We start from the raw sequence: 14270 nt of genomic DNA, 5'->3' as shown, positions 1-14270 counted from the left end.
CGTCCTCGAGGTCCTGCGCCTGCCGGCGGACAGCATCGAGCCCCCGCCGCCGGTGATCAACGGGATCGACTCCGCCTACCTGCGGGGCATCGCCCTCTGGGGCGAGCGGTTGATCATCATGCTGGACACCGAGAAGGTCCTGATAGAAGCGGAACAGGAGGAGTTGCGCGGGGCGGACATGTCCGTGCAGGCCACGGCTTAGCCGCTGGGAGGGCGAATAATGTTCTCGGATGCGGAAATAGGCGTATTCCTTGACGAACTGGATGAAAAGATCCAGGTCCTGAACGACGGCTTCCTGACCCTCGAGCGGGAAGGGCAGCACGAGGCCACGATCCAGGAGATCTTCCGGGCGGCGCACACCGTCAAGGGCTCCTCGGCGATCATGGGCTATGACCGGATGTCCGGGCTGACCCACGAGATGGAGAACCTCTTCGATCGCATACGCCAGGGCCGGCTGCAGGTCACCTCGCAGATGGTGGACGTCCTCTTCGAGGCGTTGGACACCCTCAAGGCGTTGCGCGAAGAAATCATCGAGGGTGGCGCGAAGGTCGACATCGCGCCGGTGATCGGCCGGCTACGGGCCTTCGAGGACGGGGGTGCCGCGGCGGTGACGGCGGTGCCCGGGGCGGCGGAGGCGGATTCCGGTCCGCCCGAAGCCCCGGGGGCGGCGGACCTGACCGAGAGCGAGGTCGAGGTCATACGGGAGGCCCTGCTCGTCGGCCTCACCCCGTACCGTATTACGGTGCGCCTGGACCCGGGGTGCCAGATGAAGGCCGCCCGGGCCTTCCTTGTCTTCCGCAACCTGGAGGAAATGGGGGAGGCCATCCGGTCCGTCCCGCCGGCCGAGGTACTGCAGGACGGCCGCTTCGACGATGTCTTCGAGGTTATCCTTCTCTCGCGGGAGGACCCCGACCGCATTCACAACCAATTGATGACCATCGCCGAGGTTTTCATGGTGCTGGTGGAACCGGTCGTGTTGCCGGAGGGCCCGGCGGCGGTTACGACGGATACGGCCGAAGGGCCGGCGGAGAAGGCGGCCGCGGGCGCCGGGCCGGGGAACGGCCACGCCGAGCACCGGCAGACGGTGCGTACGGTGCGCATTGACGTTGAGAAACTGGATACCCTGATGAACCTGGTCGGCGAGCTGGTCATTGAGCGTACCCGGCTGGATCGCTTCGCCCGAGTGGTGGAAAACCGCCTGGGGAACGACGAGATGATCGAGACTCTGGAGGGGATCGCCAACCACCTGGGGCAGGTCACCAACGACCTGCAGGTGCAGATCATGAAGGCGCGGATGCTGCCCATCGCCCAGGTCTTCAACCGTTTCCCGCGCATGGTGCGGGACCTGGCCCATAAGCTGGGGAAGGAAATCGACCTGGTCATCGAGGGGCGCGAGACCGAACTGGACCGGAACGTCATCGAGGTCATCGGCGACCCCCTGCTGCACCTGGTGCGCAACGCCATCGACCACGGGATCGAGCCGCCCGACGAACGTGTCCGCCTGGGCAAGCCGCGGACGGGCGTGCTTCGCCTGCGCGCCTGCCACCAGGAGAACAACATCGTCATCCGCGTCGAGGACGACGGGCGGGGGATGGACCCCGAGGCCCTGCGGCGCAAGGCCGTGGAGAAGGGGCTCATCGACGAGGAGACAGCCCGGCGCATGCGTGACGCTGACGCCCTGCAGCTTATCTTCGTTCCCGGCTTTTCCACGGCTGAAAACGTCACCGACCTCTCCGGACGCGGCGTGGGCGGGGACGTGGTGAAGAACCAGATCGAGAGCTTCGGGGGAAACGTGGATGTCGAGAGCACCCCCGGCACGGGTTCCCGCTTCACCATCAAATTACCTCTCACTCTGGCCATCATCCGCGCGCTGATTGTCGACCTGGCCGGGCAGGTCTACGCCTTCCCGCTGGTGAACGTGCAGGAGATCATCCAGTTCCCCCACAGTGAAATCCGCATGGTGGGGGACAACGAGGTCGTCGTCGTCCGTGGTTCGGTCCTGCCGCTGGTGCGTCTTGGGCGCCTCTTCGGCCACTCCGAGAAGGACGAGGAGAAGACCTGCATGGTCATCATCGGCACCGGCGAGAGCCGGGTCGGGGTCGTGGTGGACGGGTTGCTCGGGGAGCAGGAGATCGTCATCAAGTCTCTCGGGGATCTTTTGGGACGTATCCCCGGCCTTTCCGGCGCCACCATCCTGGGCGACGGCCGGGTGGCCCTGATCGTGGACGTCCGCGCCCTCGTACGGGAGATCACGCGGAAGGAGTCTGTCAGGGAGCTGGCCTATGAGGCCGGTTAAGGTCTTTCTCACCGATGACTCGCTCGTTATCCGGCGGGTCGTCGGCAAGGTTCTGGAAGAGAAGTATGGGTTTATCATAGCGGGCACGGCCGCCAACGGCCAGGAAGCCCTGGAGCAGATTCCGAGGGTCCGCCCGGACGTGGTCATCCTGGACGTCGAGATGCCCATCCTCGACGGCCTGGCGGCGTTGCGGCGACTGATGCGCGTCCACCCCGTTCCGGTGGTGATGCTCAGCGCCCACACCCGCGCCGGGAGCGCGGCGACGGTCGAGGCCCTCGCCCTCGGGGCGGTGGACTTCGTACCGAAGGGCATGCCCGGGGGCCTGGAGCCGATGGTGGCCGATCTGGCGGCGAAGATTAAGGTGGCCGTTGGGGCGCGCCTCGTCCATGCGGGCCGGGGGACAACGGCCCGGGCAGCTTCCCTCCGGCAGGGAGCGCGCGTCCCGCCGGCATGGGTTGGGACGCCGAAGCCCGCTGCGGAGCGGGGGCCGGCGGAACGGCCGGAGATCGTGGTCATCGGCTGCTCCACCGGCGGGCCGGCGGCGCTGCGCGTCCTGGTTCCCGCCTTGCCGGGGGACCTGCCGGCGGCCGTCGTCATCGTACAGCATATGCCCCGGGGCTTCACCGCCAGCCTGGCCGAGAACCTGGACCAGCGGAGCGCTCTGGAGGTGAAGCACGCCGCCGAGGGGGACGCCGTCCTGCCGGGGCGGGCCCTGGTGGCGCCCGCGGGGTTCGAGTTCTCCTTCCGCCGGAAGGGGGCGGGGGTGGTGGCCGGCGTGCAGCCGGACGACCGGCCTCTGCCGCCCGGGGGCTTCAGGCCGTCGGTGGACCGTGTCATGGCCGCCGCCGCCGAGACCTACGGCCCGCGCACCCTCGGTGTCCTTTTGACGGGGATGGGCCGTGACGGGGCGGACGGCATGGGCCGTATCAAGGCCGCGCAGGGACAGACCATCGCCGAGGACGAGAGTACCTGCGTCGTCTACGGCATGCCGCGGGCGGCCGCCGAGGCCGGCGCAGCCGACCTGGTCCTGCCGCTGCCGCAGATCGCCCCCGAAATCATGCGCGTATTAAGCTGATTTTAAGTAGGGGGTCAGGCCCCTTACTTAAAATCAGCTTTACACCGCAGGAGGCATCGGTCTACGTACGCCCGCGGTTAACCGATTGTTTCCATTAAAGATCGTTCTTCAGGAGCCGATAACCAGATATGAGAAACCTTTAAAGGACTGATCGGCCGTGCGCATCGACGGTTTCAATATCGACCCGATCAAGGTCTACAGGGAGCAAATTGAACAAAAGGAGCGCGCCGAAGGCCGCCGAAGCGCGGCGGAGCAGGCCTCCACGCTGGAGATTTCCGAGCGGACGCAGGAACTCCAGGTCTATCAGGCGCGCCTGAAAGAAATGCCCGATATCCGTGAGGAACTGGTGGAAAAGGTGCGCCGGGAAGTGGATGAGGGTACCTACCGCCCGGACGCCACGCGGATCGCCCGGGGGATGATCAGGGAAGCGCTCCTGGACCGGCGGGTGTAGACCGCCGGGTTGGGTGATCAGGGGCCGACCTCTGTGTCGGCCCATGTCTTTATGAGAGCCCTTGGGTTCCGACTCTGCCACGAAGGGGCGTTGCCTGTGCCGGATCTGTTCATGGATCTCTATCTGCTAATGGAAAAGCAGGTTTCAACCGTCCATAACCTGACTGCGGCCGTGGAGCGGCAGATCGCAGCTTTGAGGCAGGATAGCCTCAACGACCTGAATAATGCTCTGGAGGAGATAGGTGCCCACGGGGTGGAGCTTGCCAGGCTGGAGGACACCCGCCTTGGGGTGCAGATAGAACTGGAGAAGGTGCTTGGTTTGCCGGAAGGGGCCGGCCTGAAGGATCTTCTGCCCTATGCGCCGCCGGACCTGCAGGGACCCATGACCGCCCTGCGTGACCGGTTGAAGGATGCGTTACGGGCCCTGCAAGAGGCGAACTCGATCGCGCAGGCCATGAGCGCCTGCGCTCTCCAGCTCCATACAACTATGTTGCGGCTGCTCACCAATAGGGGCGGGGAGACTTACGGCGCGGGAGGCAAGATTGACGGCGGCGGTGCCGCCGGCAGCCTCGACCGGTCAGTGTAACCACCATATCATTTTGGAGAGGAGTATCCCGCATGCTCTCCACCTTTTTCGGCTTAGAAATCGCCCGGCGCGGGCTTATGGCCCAGCGCGCCGCCATGGACACCACGTCCCATAACATCGCCAACGCCAACACCGAAGGCTACACCCGCCAGCAGGCGGTGCATACGGCCGAAAACCCGTACACGATCCCGATGATGACGCAGAAGGTGACGCCCGGGCAGCTCGGCACCGGGGTGACGGTCAGTGAGATCCGCCGGGTCCGGGATAGCATTATCGACAGCCACGTCCGCTGGGCGCTGGGCGACGCCGGCTATTGGGAGGAGCGCTCGGATGCCTTGGCGCGGGTCGAGGCCCTTTTCCCCGAGCCGACCGATTACGGCCTTCAGAGTGTCATCGGCAAGTTCTTTAACTACTGGCAGGACTTAAACAATAACCCCCAGGACCCCGGCCTGAAGGCCGCCGTGCGCGAGGCCGGGGAAGAGTTGACCTCCATGGTTAAAGTGACCTATGGCCAACTCGTGGACAACCGGGACGGTTTGGAAAACGATCTCGAGAACAAGGTCGACGAGATTAACAACTTGGCGGATCAGATTGCGGCTATCAATCAGGCCATCGCCAGCCTGGGAAATGCCGACTACAAGGCCAACGACCTGATGGACCGTCGGGATGTTCTCCTTGACAAGCTGGCGGCGATCGGGGAGATTCAGGTCACCTCTCTGGCGGACGGTCAGGTTGAGGTTCGGTTGTTCGGAGAGGTCCTTATCAACGGTACGAATCCACCGGCCAATGTAACAGGCGACTTCCCGCTCAATGGGGGCAGCCCTTTCACCGTGACGATTGGAACATCCCCGGCGGTTAACGTCACGACCCTGGCCGACGCCAATGCCCCCGGCTCCCTGGTCGGGCTGGAGAGCGCCCGGCAGAAGGTGATCGGCTACATAAATAACCTGAACGAACTGGCGCAGGCGTTGATTACACAGGTAAACGCCAAACACCCGGATAATGGAACCACTCGTGCTGATTTCTTTGCCGGCACCGATGCATCCAGCTTTTCTGTTCACCCTGACATCATACTCGATGTCACAAAGATCGACGGCACATTGGCTCTTGACGTGGCCGGCCTGCGTGATGATGCCATTGCCGCATTGGGCGATACCACCTTTGAAGGCTTTTACACCCAACTGGTGACGCGCATCGGCACCGATGTCTCGGGAGCCGCCGACCGGGTCAAGAGCGCCCAGGCCGTACGTGAGCAACTGCAGAACCTGCGCCAGTCCGTGATCGGCGTTTCCATCGACGAGGAACTGGCGAACCTGACCCAGTACCAGTATGCCTACCAGGCTTCGGCCCGGGTGGTGACCGTCCTGGACGCAATGCTCGATACCATTATCAACCGGATGGGGGTTTAAGGAATGCGGATTACCCATAATATGGTCGGGAGGCGGATGATCAACAGCGTCCAGGGCAACCTGGAGGAGTTGGTACGGGCGCAGGAGCGCATGTCGACCGGGAAAAAGATCAACCGGCCCAGCGACGACCCCACGGCTGCCAACCGGGTGATGGAGATGCGTGTCGCCCTTGACCACAACTACCAGTTCACGCGGAACATAACCGACGGGCTGTCCTGGCTTTATGAGACCGACGCCGCGCTCGGCGACGCCACCGGCCTCTTACAGAAGGCGCGGGAGATTGCCGTTCAGGGAGCGAGCGACACCCTGACTCCTGAGGATCAGGCTGTTCTGGCCCGGCAGATTGAGGGGCTGATTGACGCCATGGATAAGGTTGCGAACAGCCAGCTCGGCGGGAAGTACATCTTCGCCGGTACGGCGATGAGCACGAAGCCATACACTGTTGATGCCGTGGCAGAGACTGTAACCTACTCCGGCAACGCGAACCCCATCGAGCGGGAGGTGGCCGTTGACCACCGCGTGCGTGTGGACGCCGGGCTTGAGGGAGCTACAGCACCTTATGAGGGTGTTTTCGGCCAGGTAGACGCCGGCGGCAATGTTACCGGTGGTATCTTCGAAACGCTTTTCGCCCTACGTAACGCTCTAGACACCGGTAATACAACCCAGGTCGGCAATCTGATCGGTCAAATCGACCAGCGTATGGATACAGTTATGGAAGCCCGTGTCAAGATCGGCTCCCGCACTAACCACCTGGAGTCTCTTAAGGGGCAGTACACGGACCAGGAGGTGCGCTTCACCGGGGTCCTCTCCGGGCTGGAGGACAGCGACATCGCCAAGGTGACCATCGAGTTCAGTCAGCGGGAGATCGCTTACCGTGCGTCGCTTTCGGCTGGCGCCCGCCTGATGCAGACCACCCTTATTGACTTCTTAAGATAATCTCGCTCCATGGGAGGTGGCCGCGGATGAAAATCGGCGCCGGCGGCCTCCAATCAATGCTCACCTACGATGCCATCGCCGCCCGCAAGGTCGACCCGGCCCAGGCCCGGCCGGGAGTGACCGACGAGCAGAATCTGGTCGCCAAACAGCTTGTCGGCCTGGAGGAACTCATCCGCCTGGTGGAGCACCTGAACCGCCTGGCGGAGCTTTCAAACTACCCTTTTCGCTTTCGGGTTCATGATGAAAAGGAAGGGAAGGAAAAGGGTGGGGATGAGAGAAGCGAAAGGGACCGCCGCCAGCGCCGCCTGCGGGTGGAACTAGTCGACGAGCACGGCCGCCATCAGCGTTTCCTGACCGATGACGAACTTGACCGCGCCCGCCGTAGCCTTTCGGGGGAAGGTGAAGAGCCGCCCCACCCCGCCGGTTTGGGGCTGAACGCCGAGGTTTAAGGTGTCGGCGACGGTTACCCCTTATCGTTCACGAGCCCTCCGCCGAGACTCATCCCCGACTTAAGATAAGCCAACCCTTTCCGTTCGTTCCGTGCCCTCTCCAATGCCTTCCGGGCCAGTTCGCGCCGAAATGCGACGGCCTGTCTCACGACGATATCCATTTCCCGGATCTCACGCAGTAATTCACGGATCCGTTGGATTTCATCGTCTTTCGGAGCCCCCAACTGTTCACGGTGCAGGTTATCCACACGGTTCATCAGTTCCTGTCTTCGCTCCAACAAAGAAGCCAGGGTGTCCAAACCATCATCCCCGGCCTCCGTCGCGTCAACCATTTTCTTGGTCACTGCCCGGATTTCGTTCAGCAGATCGCACACCGACTCCTGCGGCATCAAACCTGCTCCTCCTGTGGCTGGGAAGTAACTTCGCTTGTTTCTCCCGTGGTTTTGAGGGCCTGCTCCCAGGTGTCACGCAACTCATTCAACATTTCGGCGACCTCTTCGGCGATCGCCGGCTCCTTGTTGACATTGGCTTCGACCAGCCGGCGATGGAAGTAGTCGTACAGCGCCGCCAGGCCCTGCCCGACTTCCAGGGATGTATCCACCGTCTCCACCAGGTAGGAGACCAGCTCCTGCGCCCGTAATAGCCCTCGGTGGGCGGTCACCGTATCGGCGCGCCCGAGGGCCTCGGCCGCCTGGCGGGTGACCTTCGCCGCCTCGGTGAAGACCATCAGTGCCAGGCGGCCCGGATCGGCGGTCAGGATGTTGTTCGCGCGGTACTGCTGGTAGGGGTTTGGCATATTCATCACGGCTTAACCTCCGTACATGCTGAACTGCTGAGTCAGCCAGCTCGCCTGGGCGTTCATCTGCGCGATGTACTGCTCCATGGCCGTGAACTGCCGCCAGTAACGGTCCTCAATCTGGGCCAGCCGGTCCTCGGTGGCCGCGATTCGGTCGTTCAGCTCGCGGATCGAGCGGGAGAGGTAGCTCTGGTCATAAAGAGTCGAAGTGTAAACACTGCCGGCCTTATCGCTCAAGCGGTCGATGGCGTTCTGCAGTTCGTACGCAAGGCGCACTCCCAGGCCCTGTTCCTCATAGACATCGCTGCTCTTGGTGAACAGGTTCGCCACCGCGTCGGGGTCGGCCGCAATCTTTTCGCGCAGCTTGGTCTCGTCGATATACAGCTTGCCGCCCTCCCAGTACCCGCCGGTGGTAATACCCAGGTCAAAGAGGCGGTCCAGCGTCGGGTCGGCCCCGGCTACCGGCGTGCTCAGGGCGTTGCGGAGCTTGTAGGTTATGTCATTCAACAGCGCGTCGCCCTTCAAAAGGCCGCTCTTTGCTTTCTCCTCCCACTGCTCGATCTCCCGGTCGGACATCTCCTTCTTCTGGTCGTCCGTGAGCGGGAGATAGTCCGGGTAGCGTTCCTCCTTCAGCTCGGCGTAGAGCTTGTCCAGGGTGGCGTTGTACTGCTCGACGAATATCTTGATAGTGTTAAAGATTGCTTCGTTATCTCGTGCAACCGTGACGAGGACGGCGTCGGTAGAGGTGCCTTCCAGGTTGAAGGTCACATTGTTTAGGGTGAAGGTGTTTTCATGTTGCTTGATACCGGTCAGCCCGTTGATATCTACAAGGGCGTCGGTGCCCTGCGCCGTGGCCGCCAGTTGCAGGGTACCCAGGGCGAAGTTGCCCGTAACATCGGAGATTTCGATTTCGTTTGTGGCATAGTCGCCGGTCCGGGTGGTGGAGATCACGACCTTGTCGGTGCTGGACTCGTAGAAGGCGGTCACGCCCAGAATAGAAGACTTGGCGTTGATGCGGGCGAGGACGTCATTCAGGCTGTCCGTCGTACTATCGACGGTAAAGCTTTCGGTGATGGGGGTCCCGTCAGGCTTATAGGTGGTGATGGAAAACTGGTGACTCGTACCGCTCATCGCGACGCGAAACTTTGCCGCCTGGCTGTCGAGGGTCTGCGTGGGATCGATTTTGTTGTTAACGGGGTCGGCGGAAAGGGTATCGCTACTAATGTCGGATGCGACCTGGGCCAGGCGGTGCACGGTGATATTATAAGTACCTGTTTGAGCGCCGCTTCCCGGCGTGGCCGTAACCACAGCCTCATTGCTGGACGTGGCCTTATAGGCCTGGAAGGTCTTGGTCAGCGACAGGTTGAAGGCGTGGTTCGTCCGGAAGTCGTACAGCACCTGGTTAATGCTCCGGTAATCGGCCCGCTGCCATTCCATGATCTGCTTCTGCTGGAGCAGGCGGTCAAGGGGTGCCCGCTCCGCGCGCATCAGGTCCTGCACGATTTGGTCGATATCGAGGCCCGAGGCCAGGCCGGTCATACGGTTCACGGGGCTGAAATAAGTGGTCACCGCTGACCCCTCCTTTAAACCTTCTTATCTACCAGGAGCCCCACCAGCTCTTGGATCTGTGCCACCAGGTCCAGGATCTTCTCCGGCGGGATCTCGTTTAAGACCTCGCCGGTCTCCTGGTCGATTACCTGAACCATTACCCGCTTCGTGGCCTCGTGAATGCGGAAGTGGAAGCGGCAGTCAAAGACAGGGGCGGTTTTGGCCAGCTTCTCCAGGGCGGGGGAAAGCTCTTCATTAGCGGAAGCGCTGCCGGGGTGCCCGGGGAGTTGCTGATTATTCCCGCCAACCGGACGTTGACCCGGACTGCGGCCCTCCGGGGGATGGGGAAGTGTCTCAACGGTCCGGGCAGCTTCGATACGGCGCACCTCTCCAATCGCCGCGCTCATTGGTTCACCGCTCCTTCCAAGACCGGATTCGCTTCTGGCATTTCGAGGGTGGCCAGAGTCTTCTGCAACTGGCCGATCATCGTCTTTGTGGCGCTCTGGTAGCTGCCATATAGCTTGAGGATGTGCTGCACCTGTTCCAGCAGCCGAGCCTCGTCTCCCGGCCCCTTCGCCAGGTGGACGTCAAAGGTCAGCAGGCTGAGGAGGTCAATCAACTTTGCCCCGGCATTCGCCTGTTTCAAAAGGGCGTTCAGCCGTGCGGCCTCCTCCTGGAGATGACGCGCAGAGCCGGCTGCGAAACGGTCGCCGGACGCATCCTCCGGCGTGACGTGCAGGACCCGCGCGAGGTCTACGATGCCCTGCGCCGTGGACACCACCTCTTCCAGGAGAGGCAGCCAGGCGCGGTATTCTTCGAGAGTCGTCTCCAGTTCCTCGCGTACCCGCGCCGAGACCTCCGGCCGCGGCTGCGAGGCCTCGCGGTGCTTCGCGGCGATGATCTCCAGAGCCGGCACCTCCTCGGTGAAGTAGGTGTCCAGCGCCTCCCGGAAGGTCATCACTTTTGTGCCGCGCTTCAATGCTCCTCCTTCCGTTGCGTCAATAATCAACCTATCGTTATGTAGGGCGAAAAGCTCCTCAAAACGAACTAAAAAGCCATGCATGGCACGGGATGTCCAGACTTTTCCCCCGTTAATAGCCGGAACCTCAAGGTGATCTAGCCGTCCTTCAAGTGCTTGTACCCGCCGGCCTTCGTAGACTGTACCTGCGGCATGACTGAACCCACCGGTGTAAGCCAGGTCTTGGCCTACAAAAACGATGGGGTTGCATCCCAGGATGAGGCCAATACCGAAAGCGGCAATAGCAACTGACCCTCCAGGCTCGACATAACCCTTGCTGCCATAAAGGCTACTGAGCCAGAGTTGTAAAGGATTACCAAAAGAATTAAATACAAACCGTCGTTTGGCGAACAAGGGGGGGATTCTCGGATGGGTTTGGGGTTCATAGCATAGGAAAGCTTCCGTAGGGTCTAGACCGGTAAAGAGTCGGTAGTTCGCCTCCATTGGATCAAGTGTGACTACGAAGTCCGGATGCAACCCTTCCGCTAACATCGCCCTAAGAGCCGTTCCTACACAAATAACAGCGCTTTTGTTTTTGGCTTCAGCTAATAAGCAAATATTTTTATTTAGTGAAGGCCCGGCCGCAACAATAACTGCGGGCTTCCCCTTGAAAATATCAGTAATTGCGGTAATCCCGGGGTCATGGATTATCCCTGGTAGGTTAGCAAATACGTTCTCATGAATGAAACGGTTTAAATTCTTCCCTGTGGCTAATTCAACGACCAAAGTGGATACATAATCACGGATCCGCTTTCGCATTTCTCCGTAATAGTGTAAGTCCAACTGGAGGGATGCCGTATGTTCAATGACCACTAGCTCTTGACCCTTAAGGCAGTCCTTATGGCGGTATAAGAAGGCCTTGATTTCCTGTTCATTGCTGGCTACGGTAAATCGTTCCCAAACTAAAGAACGATTGTGCCTCTGAGCAAGTTGCTTCATCTCATTGTTGCGTTCGACCACCAGCACAGGTGTCCTTTCCCCGATCCGCCGGAGAACTTCAACTACATGATGGCCAAGGCCGAGGCCGAGTACAATGATTACTCCGGCACGAATCAGAGAATGCTTACTGACAAGTGAGACAGCCTCCCGGCCGGGATCGTAGGCACTATGCAACCATATCGTACGTACGTCTTTAATATGTGCACGGGCGGTCACTTGTCCGTTCTTGGCAGAAAGAACCTCAATTGTCGGGACTGTTGTAGTCATTATCGTCACTACTCCGTAAACTAACGGCACAAGCCTCTAAGGTCGGTACCAGTTCATAACTAAGGAGGTCACTGAGTGCTACTGGGTCTTCGTCTTCGACAGCCGTAAGCATCAGCGGGTAAAGGGCTTCCAAACGAATGCGACAATTGTTGAGACCCGGCGAACCAGAACCATAAGCAAAGGAGAGTAGCTCTAACCCCTTGTGCAGTTCCTGCAGTCCAGTCACCAGTTCCGCCAAACCACGCATTGCACGTGTTGTATTGCCCTCCATCAACAGACCGGAAATCTCTTCTGTGGCCATGCGAAGAGTAGGTAGAAATTCGATTACATGTCTCACGACATCTGAAGTTTCATGTGGTAAGGTCATAGGGCTCAATTACTCCTTTGACCTAAGAAATAAGATAATGCAGGGGGCTGGCCCTAGCCCCCTGCATTTCAAAACTTTGGGCTAACCGAGAAGCTTGAGAACTGCCTGCGGGGACATGTTTGCCTGGGCAAGCATCGCCGTGCCGGCCTGCACCAGGATCTGGGTCTTGGTGAAGTTCATCATTTCCTGGGCCATGTCCACATCGCGAACACGGGACTCAGCGGCGGATAGGTTCTCCGAAGCAACTCCCAGGTTGGCGATAGTATGCTCCAAGCGGTTCTGAACGGCACCAAGGGCCGACCGCTGAGTGGAGACCTTATCGATAGCGCTCTGAATTTTGGAGATAGCCGCACTGGCGTTTGCCAGGGTTGAAACACTAAGACCGCTAACGCCTAAAGCACCTGCTTTCATGTTGCCAATCTTTAGAATTAGCGTCTGACCTGAGTTAGCGCCGATATGGAATGTAAGACCATTCCCGGTACCGCTGAAGCCCCCGCTCATTAGCACCTGTGTGTTGAACTCCGTTGTGTCAGCGATACGGTTTAGTTCCGTTATCAACTGGGATACTTCATCCTGGATTTGTTTCCGGTCGGCATCCGTGTTGCTGTCATTAGCAGACTGTACAGCCAGTTCCCGCATGCGCTGCAGAATGCTATGGGACTCGTTCAAGGCACCTTCAGCAGTTTGGATGAGGGAGATCCCGTCCTGAGCGTTGCGAATGGCCTGGTTCAACCCGCGGATCTGGCCGCGCATCTTTTCAGAAATGGCCAGCCCGGCGGCGTCGTCGGCAGCGCGGTTGATCCGCAGCCCAGATGACAGTTTTTCCAATGACTTGGTAAGGGCCGTATTTGTACTGGTTAGCCCACGCCAAGCGTTCAGGGCGCTGATATTATGGTTGATAATCACCCTTTGCTCTCCTCCTTTTTCTAGGTAGAATGTAGCTAAGCGCTTGCGAGAGTGTCGCCTTTTTTATTTGGTAATCGTCGGCCGCCGATGGTACCAAAAGCCTGGTGACGCCCTCGTTTTTTATATCGGGTTCCACAGGACTTTCTTTAGCACTCCTTGTCACCTAATTTCGCGGGGCAGGAGAAGGTTTAGGGGAAGAATATGTCGAACTGAGAAGAACAGTCGAGCGAGCCAACGAAAGGGGTTGTACGGTGGCAACGCAGGTCCTGGTGACCGGCGCGGGGGGCTTCATCGGGTCACACCTTGTCGAGGCACTGGTAGATAAAGGCTACAAGGTTAGGGCCTTTGTCCGTTACAATGCCCGGAATGACTGGGGCTGGCTGGAGAATGTTCCGTGTCGCCGAGAAGTGGAAGTGTATACAGGCGACATTCGGGACTACGACAGCGTCCGTGACGCGATGCGGGGCGTAGAGACAGTATTTCACTTGGCGGCTCTAATTGGTATCCCCTACTCCTACCGATCGCCCCAGGCATACATTAGAACGAACGTCGAAGGAACCTATAACATTCTTCAAGCGGCTCGTGAGGAAGGGGTCCGCGTCATTCACACCTCAACATCCGAGGTCTACGGAACGGCACGCTACATACCAATTGACGAGGAGCATCCTTTACAGGCGCAGTCCCCGTACGCGGCCACCAAGATCGCCGCCGACCAGTTGGCGCTTTCCTTCCACCGGTCTTTCGGGCTGCCGGTGGTCGTGGTTCGGCCCTTCAACACTTACGGCCCGCGGCAGTCGGCACGGGCCGTCATCCCTACGATCATCACCCAGGCCCTGGCGGGTCGGTTTCCCGTCAGGCTGGGCAACCTGGCCCCCACGCGCGACCTCAATTTCGTCCGGGACACGGTGGAGGGCTTCATCACCGTCGGCCTTTCCGAGAATACGGTGGGCGAGGTGGTGAACCTGGCCACCGGCCGGGAGATTTCCATCGCGGACCTGGTGCAAACCATCGGGCGGGTAATGGGCATTGAAATCCCGGTCCAAGGGGACGCCGCACGCGTGCGTCCCGAACGGAGTGAAGTGGGGCGGTTGTGCGGCGACAACCGCAAGGCCTGGGAGTTGACCGGCTGGACGCCGCGGTACAGCCTGGAGGAGGGGCTACGGAGCACGGCGGACTGGTTCAGGGACAACCGCCACCTCTACAAGGCCGACCTCTATAACGTATAGGA

The 14270-nt window shown here is 60.3% G+C and carries 16 protein-coding genes; 9 read left to right on the top strand and 7 right to left on the bottom strand.

What is annotated here, in order from left to right; translation table 11 throughout:
• The 8 genes from QMC81_01595 to QMC81_01560 all read left to right on the top strand — a co-directional run.
• The coding region (locus QMC81_01595; GenBank protein MDI6906168.1) for a chemotaxis protein CheW at window positions 1-202 on the top strand (202 nt) is incomplete at its 5' end.
• Window positions 203-220: 18 nt separating this feature from the next.
• Window positions 221-2296 carry a chemotaxis protein CheA gene (locus QMC81_01590; GenBank protein MDI6906167.1) on the top strand — a complete coding sequence of 692 codons (2076 nt, stop codon included), beginning with the start codon at window positions 221-223 and terminating at the stop codon, window positions 2294-2296.
• Window positions 2283-3371, top strand: a complete 1089-nt coding sequence (gene cheB, locus QMC81_01585) for a chemotaxis-specific protein-glutamate methyltransferase CheB (protein ID MDI6906166.1) — start codon at window positions 2283-2285, stop codon at window positions 3369-3371. Before QMC81_01590 ends, cheB begins: the two co-directional genes overlap by 14 nt.
• A 157-nt stretch (window positions 3372-3528) precedes the next feature.
• Window positions 3529-3822, top strand: coding sequence for a flagellar biosynthesis anti-sigma factor FlgM (flgM, locus tag QMC81_01580; GenBank protein ID MDI6906165.1), 294 nt, complete (start codon window positions 3529-3531; stop codon window positions 3820-3822).
• Between the two features lie 96 nt (window positions 3823-3918).
• A complete protein-coding gene (gene flgN / locus QMC81_01575; protein MDI6906164.1) occupies window positions 3919-4407 on the top strand; it encodes a flagellar export chaperone FlgN in 489 nt (162 codons plus the stop codon).
• 32 nt (window positions 4408-4439) lie between these two features.
• Complete coding sequence (gene flgK / locus QMC81_01570; GenBank protein ID MDI6906163.1) at window positions 4440-5816, top strand: flagellar hook-associated protein FlgK; 1377 nt, start codon at window positions 4440-4442, stop codon at window positions 5814-5816.
• Between the two features lie 3 nt (window positions 5817-5819).
• Window positions 5820-6752, top strand: a complete 933-nt coding sequence (flgL, locus tag QMC81_01565) for a flagellar hook-associated protein FlgL (GenBank protein MDI6906162.1) — start codon at window positions 5820-5822, stop codon at window positions 6750-6752.
• Window positions 6753-6778: 26 nt separating this feature from the next.
• Entirely contained in the window at window positions 6779-7201 is a 423-nt protein-coding gene (locus QMC81_01560; GenBank protein MDI6906161.1) for a hypothetical protein, read from the top strand.
• A 14-nt stretch (window positions 7202-7215) separates the two neighbouring features.
• Here the strand turns inward: QMC81_01560 and QMC81_01555 are convergent, their stop codons facing one another.
• The 7 genes from QMC81_01555 to QMC81_01525 form a co-directional block, all read right to left on the bottom strand.
• Window positions 7216-7590, bottom strand: a complete 375-nt coding sequence (locus QMC81_01555) for a flagellar protein FliT (GenBank protein ID MDI6906160.1) — start codon at window positions 7588-7590, stop codon at window positions 7216-7218.
• Window positions 7590-8003: a flagellar export chaperone FliS gene (gene fliS / locus QMC81_01550; GenBank protein ID MDI6906159.1), complete on the bottom strand. Its 414-nt coding sequence runs from the start codon at window positions 8001-8003 to the stop codon at window positions 7590-7592. Before fliS ends, QMC81_01555 begins: the two co-directional genes overlap by 1 nt.
• 6 nt (window positions 8004-8009) lie before the next feature.
• Window positions 8010-9566, bottom strand: a complete 1557-nt coding sequence (locus tag QMC81_01545; protein MDI6906158.1) for a flagellar hook-associated protein 2 — start codon at window positions 9564-9566, stop codon at window positions 8010-8012.
• Window positions 9567-9580: 14 nt separating this feature from the next.
• Entirely contained in the window at window positions 9581-9952 is a 372-nt protein-coding gene (locus tag QMC81_01540) for a flagellar protein FlaG (GenBank protein ID MDI6906157.1), read from the bottom strand.
• Window positions 9949-11769 carry a DUF115 domain-containing protein gene (locus QMC81_01535; GenBank protein MDI6906156.1) on the bottom strand — a complete coding sequence of 607 codons (1821 nt, stop codon included), beginning with the start codon at window positions 11767-11769 and terminating at the stop codon, window positions 9949-9951. Before QMC81_01535 ends, QMC81_01540 begins: the two co-directional genes overlap by 4 nt.
• Window positions 11744-12136, bottom strand: a complete 393-nt coding sequence (locus QMC81_01530; protein MDI6906155.1) for a hypothetical protein — start codon at window positions 12134-12136, stop codon at window positions 11744-11746. The genes QMC81_01535 and QMC81_01530 overlap by 26 nt, the downstream gene beginning before the upstream one ends.
• Window positions 12137-12217: 81 nt before the next feature.
• Window positions 12218-13042: a flagellin gene (locus tag QMC81_01525; GenBank protein MDI6906154.1), complete on the bottom strand. Its 825-nt coding sequence runs from the start codon at window positions 13040-13042 to the stop codon at window positions 12218-12220.
• Window positions 13043-13293: 251 nt separating this feature from the next.
• On the opposite strand from QMC81_01525, the gene QMC81_01520 reads away from it, so the two are divergent.
• Window positions 13294-14268 carry an NAD-dependent 4,6-dehydratase LegB gene (locus QMC81_01520; protein MDI6906153.1) on the top strand — a complete coding sequence of 325 codons (975 nt, stop codon included), beginning with the start codon at window positions 13294-13296 and terminating at the stop codon, window positions 14266-14268.
• Window positions 14269-14270 lie beyond the last annotated feature (2 nt).

Source organism: Thermoanaerobacterales bacterium (genome assembly GCA_030019475.1).
Taxonomy (GTDB): domain Bacteria; phylum Bacillota; class Desulfotomaculia; order Desulfotomaculales; family JASEER01; genus JASEER01.
Note: the sequence above shows the minus strand (reverse complement) of the source record. Positions and strands in the feature narration are given on the sequence as shown.

Bases quoted from the DNA above. Each gene is read 5' to 3' on its own strand.
- QMC81_01590 (MDI6906167.1), top strand. From the start codon at position 221: ATGTTCTCGGATGCGGAAATAGGCGTATTCCTTGACGAACTGGATGAA.
- cheB (MDI6906166.1), top strand. From the start codon at position 2,283: ATGAGGCCGGTTAAGGTCTTTCTCACCGATGACTCGCTCGTTATCCGG.
- QMC81_01540 (MDI6906157.1), bottom strand. From the start codon at position 9,952: ATGAGCGCGGCGATTGGAGAGGTGCGCCGTATCGAAGCTGCCCGGACC.
- flgK (MDI6906163.1), top strand. From the start codon at position 4,440: ATGCTCTCCACCTTTTTCGGCTTAGAAATCGCCCGGCGCGGGCTTATG.
- QMC81_01535 (MDI6906156.1), bottom strand. From the start codon at position 11,769: ATGACTACAACAGTCCCGACAATTGAGGTTCTTTCTGCCAAGAACGGA.
- QMC81_01555 (MDI6906160.1), bottom strand. From the start codon at position 7,590: ATGCCGCAGGAGTCGGTGTGCGATCTGCTGAACGAAATCCGGGCAGTG.
- QMC81_01530 (MDI6906155.1), bottom strand. From the start codon at position 12,136: ATGACCTTACCACATGAAACTTCAGATGTCGTGAGACATGTAATCGAA.
- flgL (MDI6906162.1), top strand. From the start codon at position 5,820: ATGCGGATTACCCATAATATGGTCGGGAGGCGGATGATCAACAGCGTC.
- QMC81_01560 (MDI6906161.1), top strand. From the start codon at position 6,779: ATGAAAATCGGCGCCGGCGGCCTCCAATCAATGCTCACCTACGATGCC.
- fliS (MDI6906159.1), bottom strand. From the start codon at position 8,003: ATGAATATGCCAAACCCCTACCAGCAGTACCGCGCGAACAACATCCTG.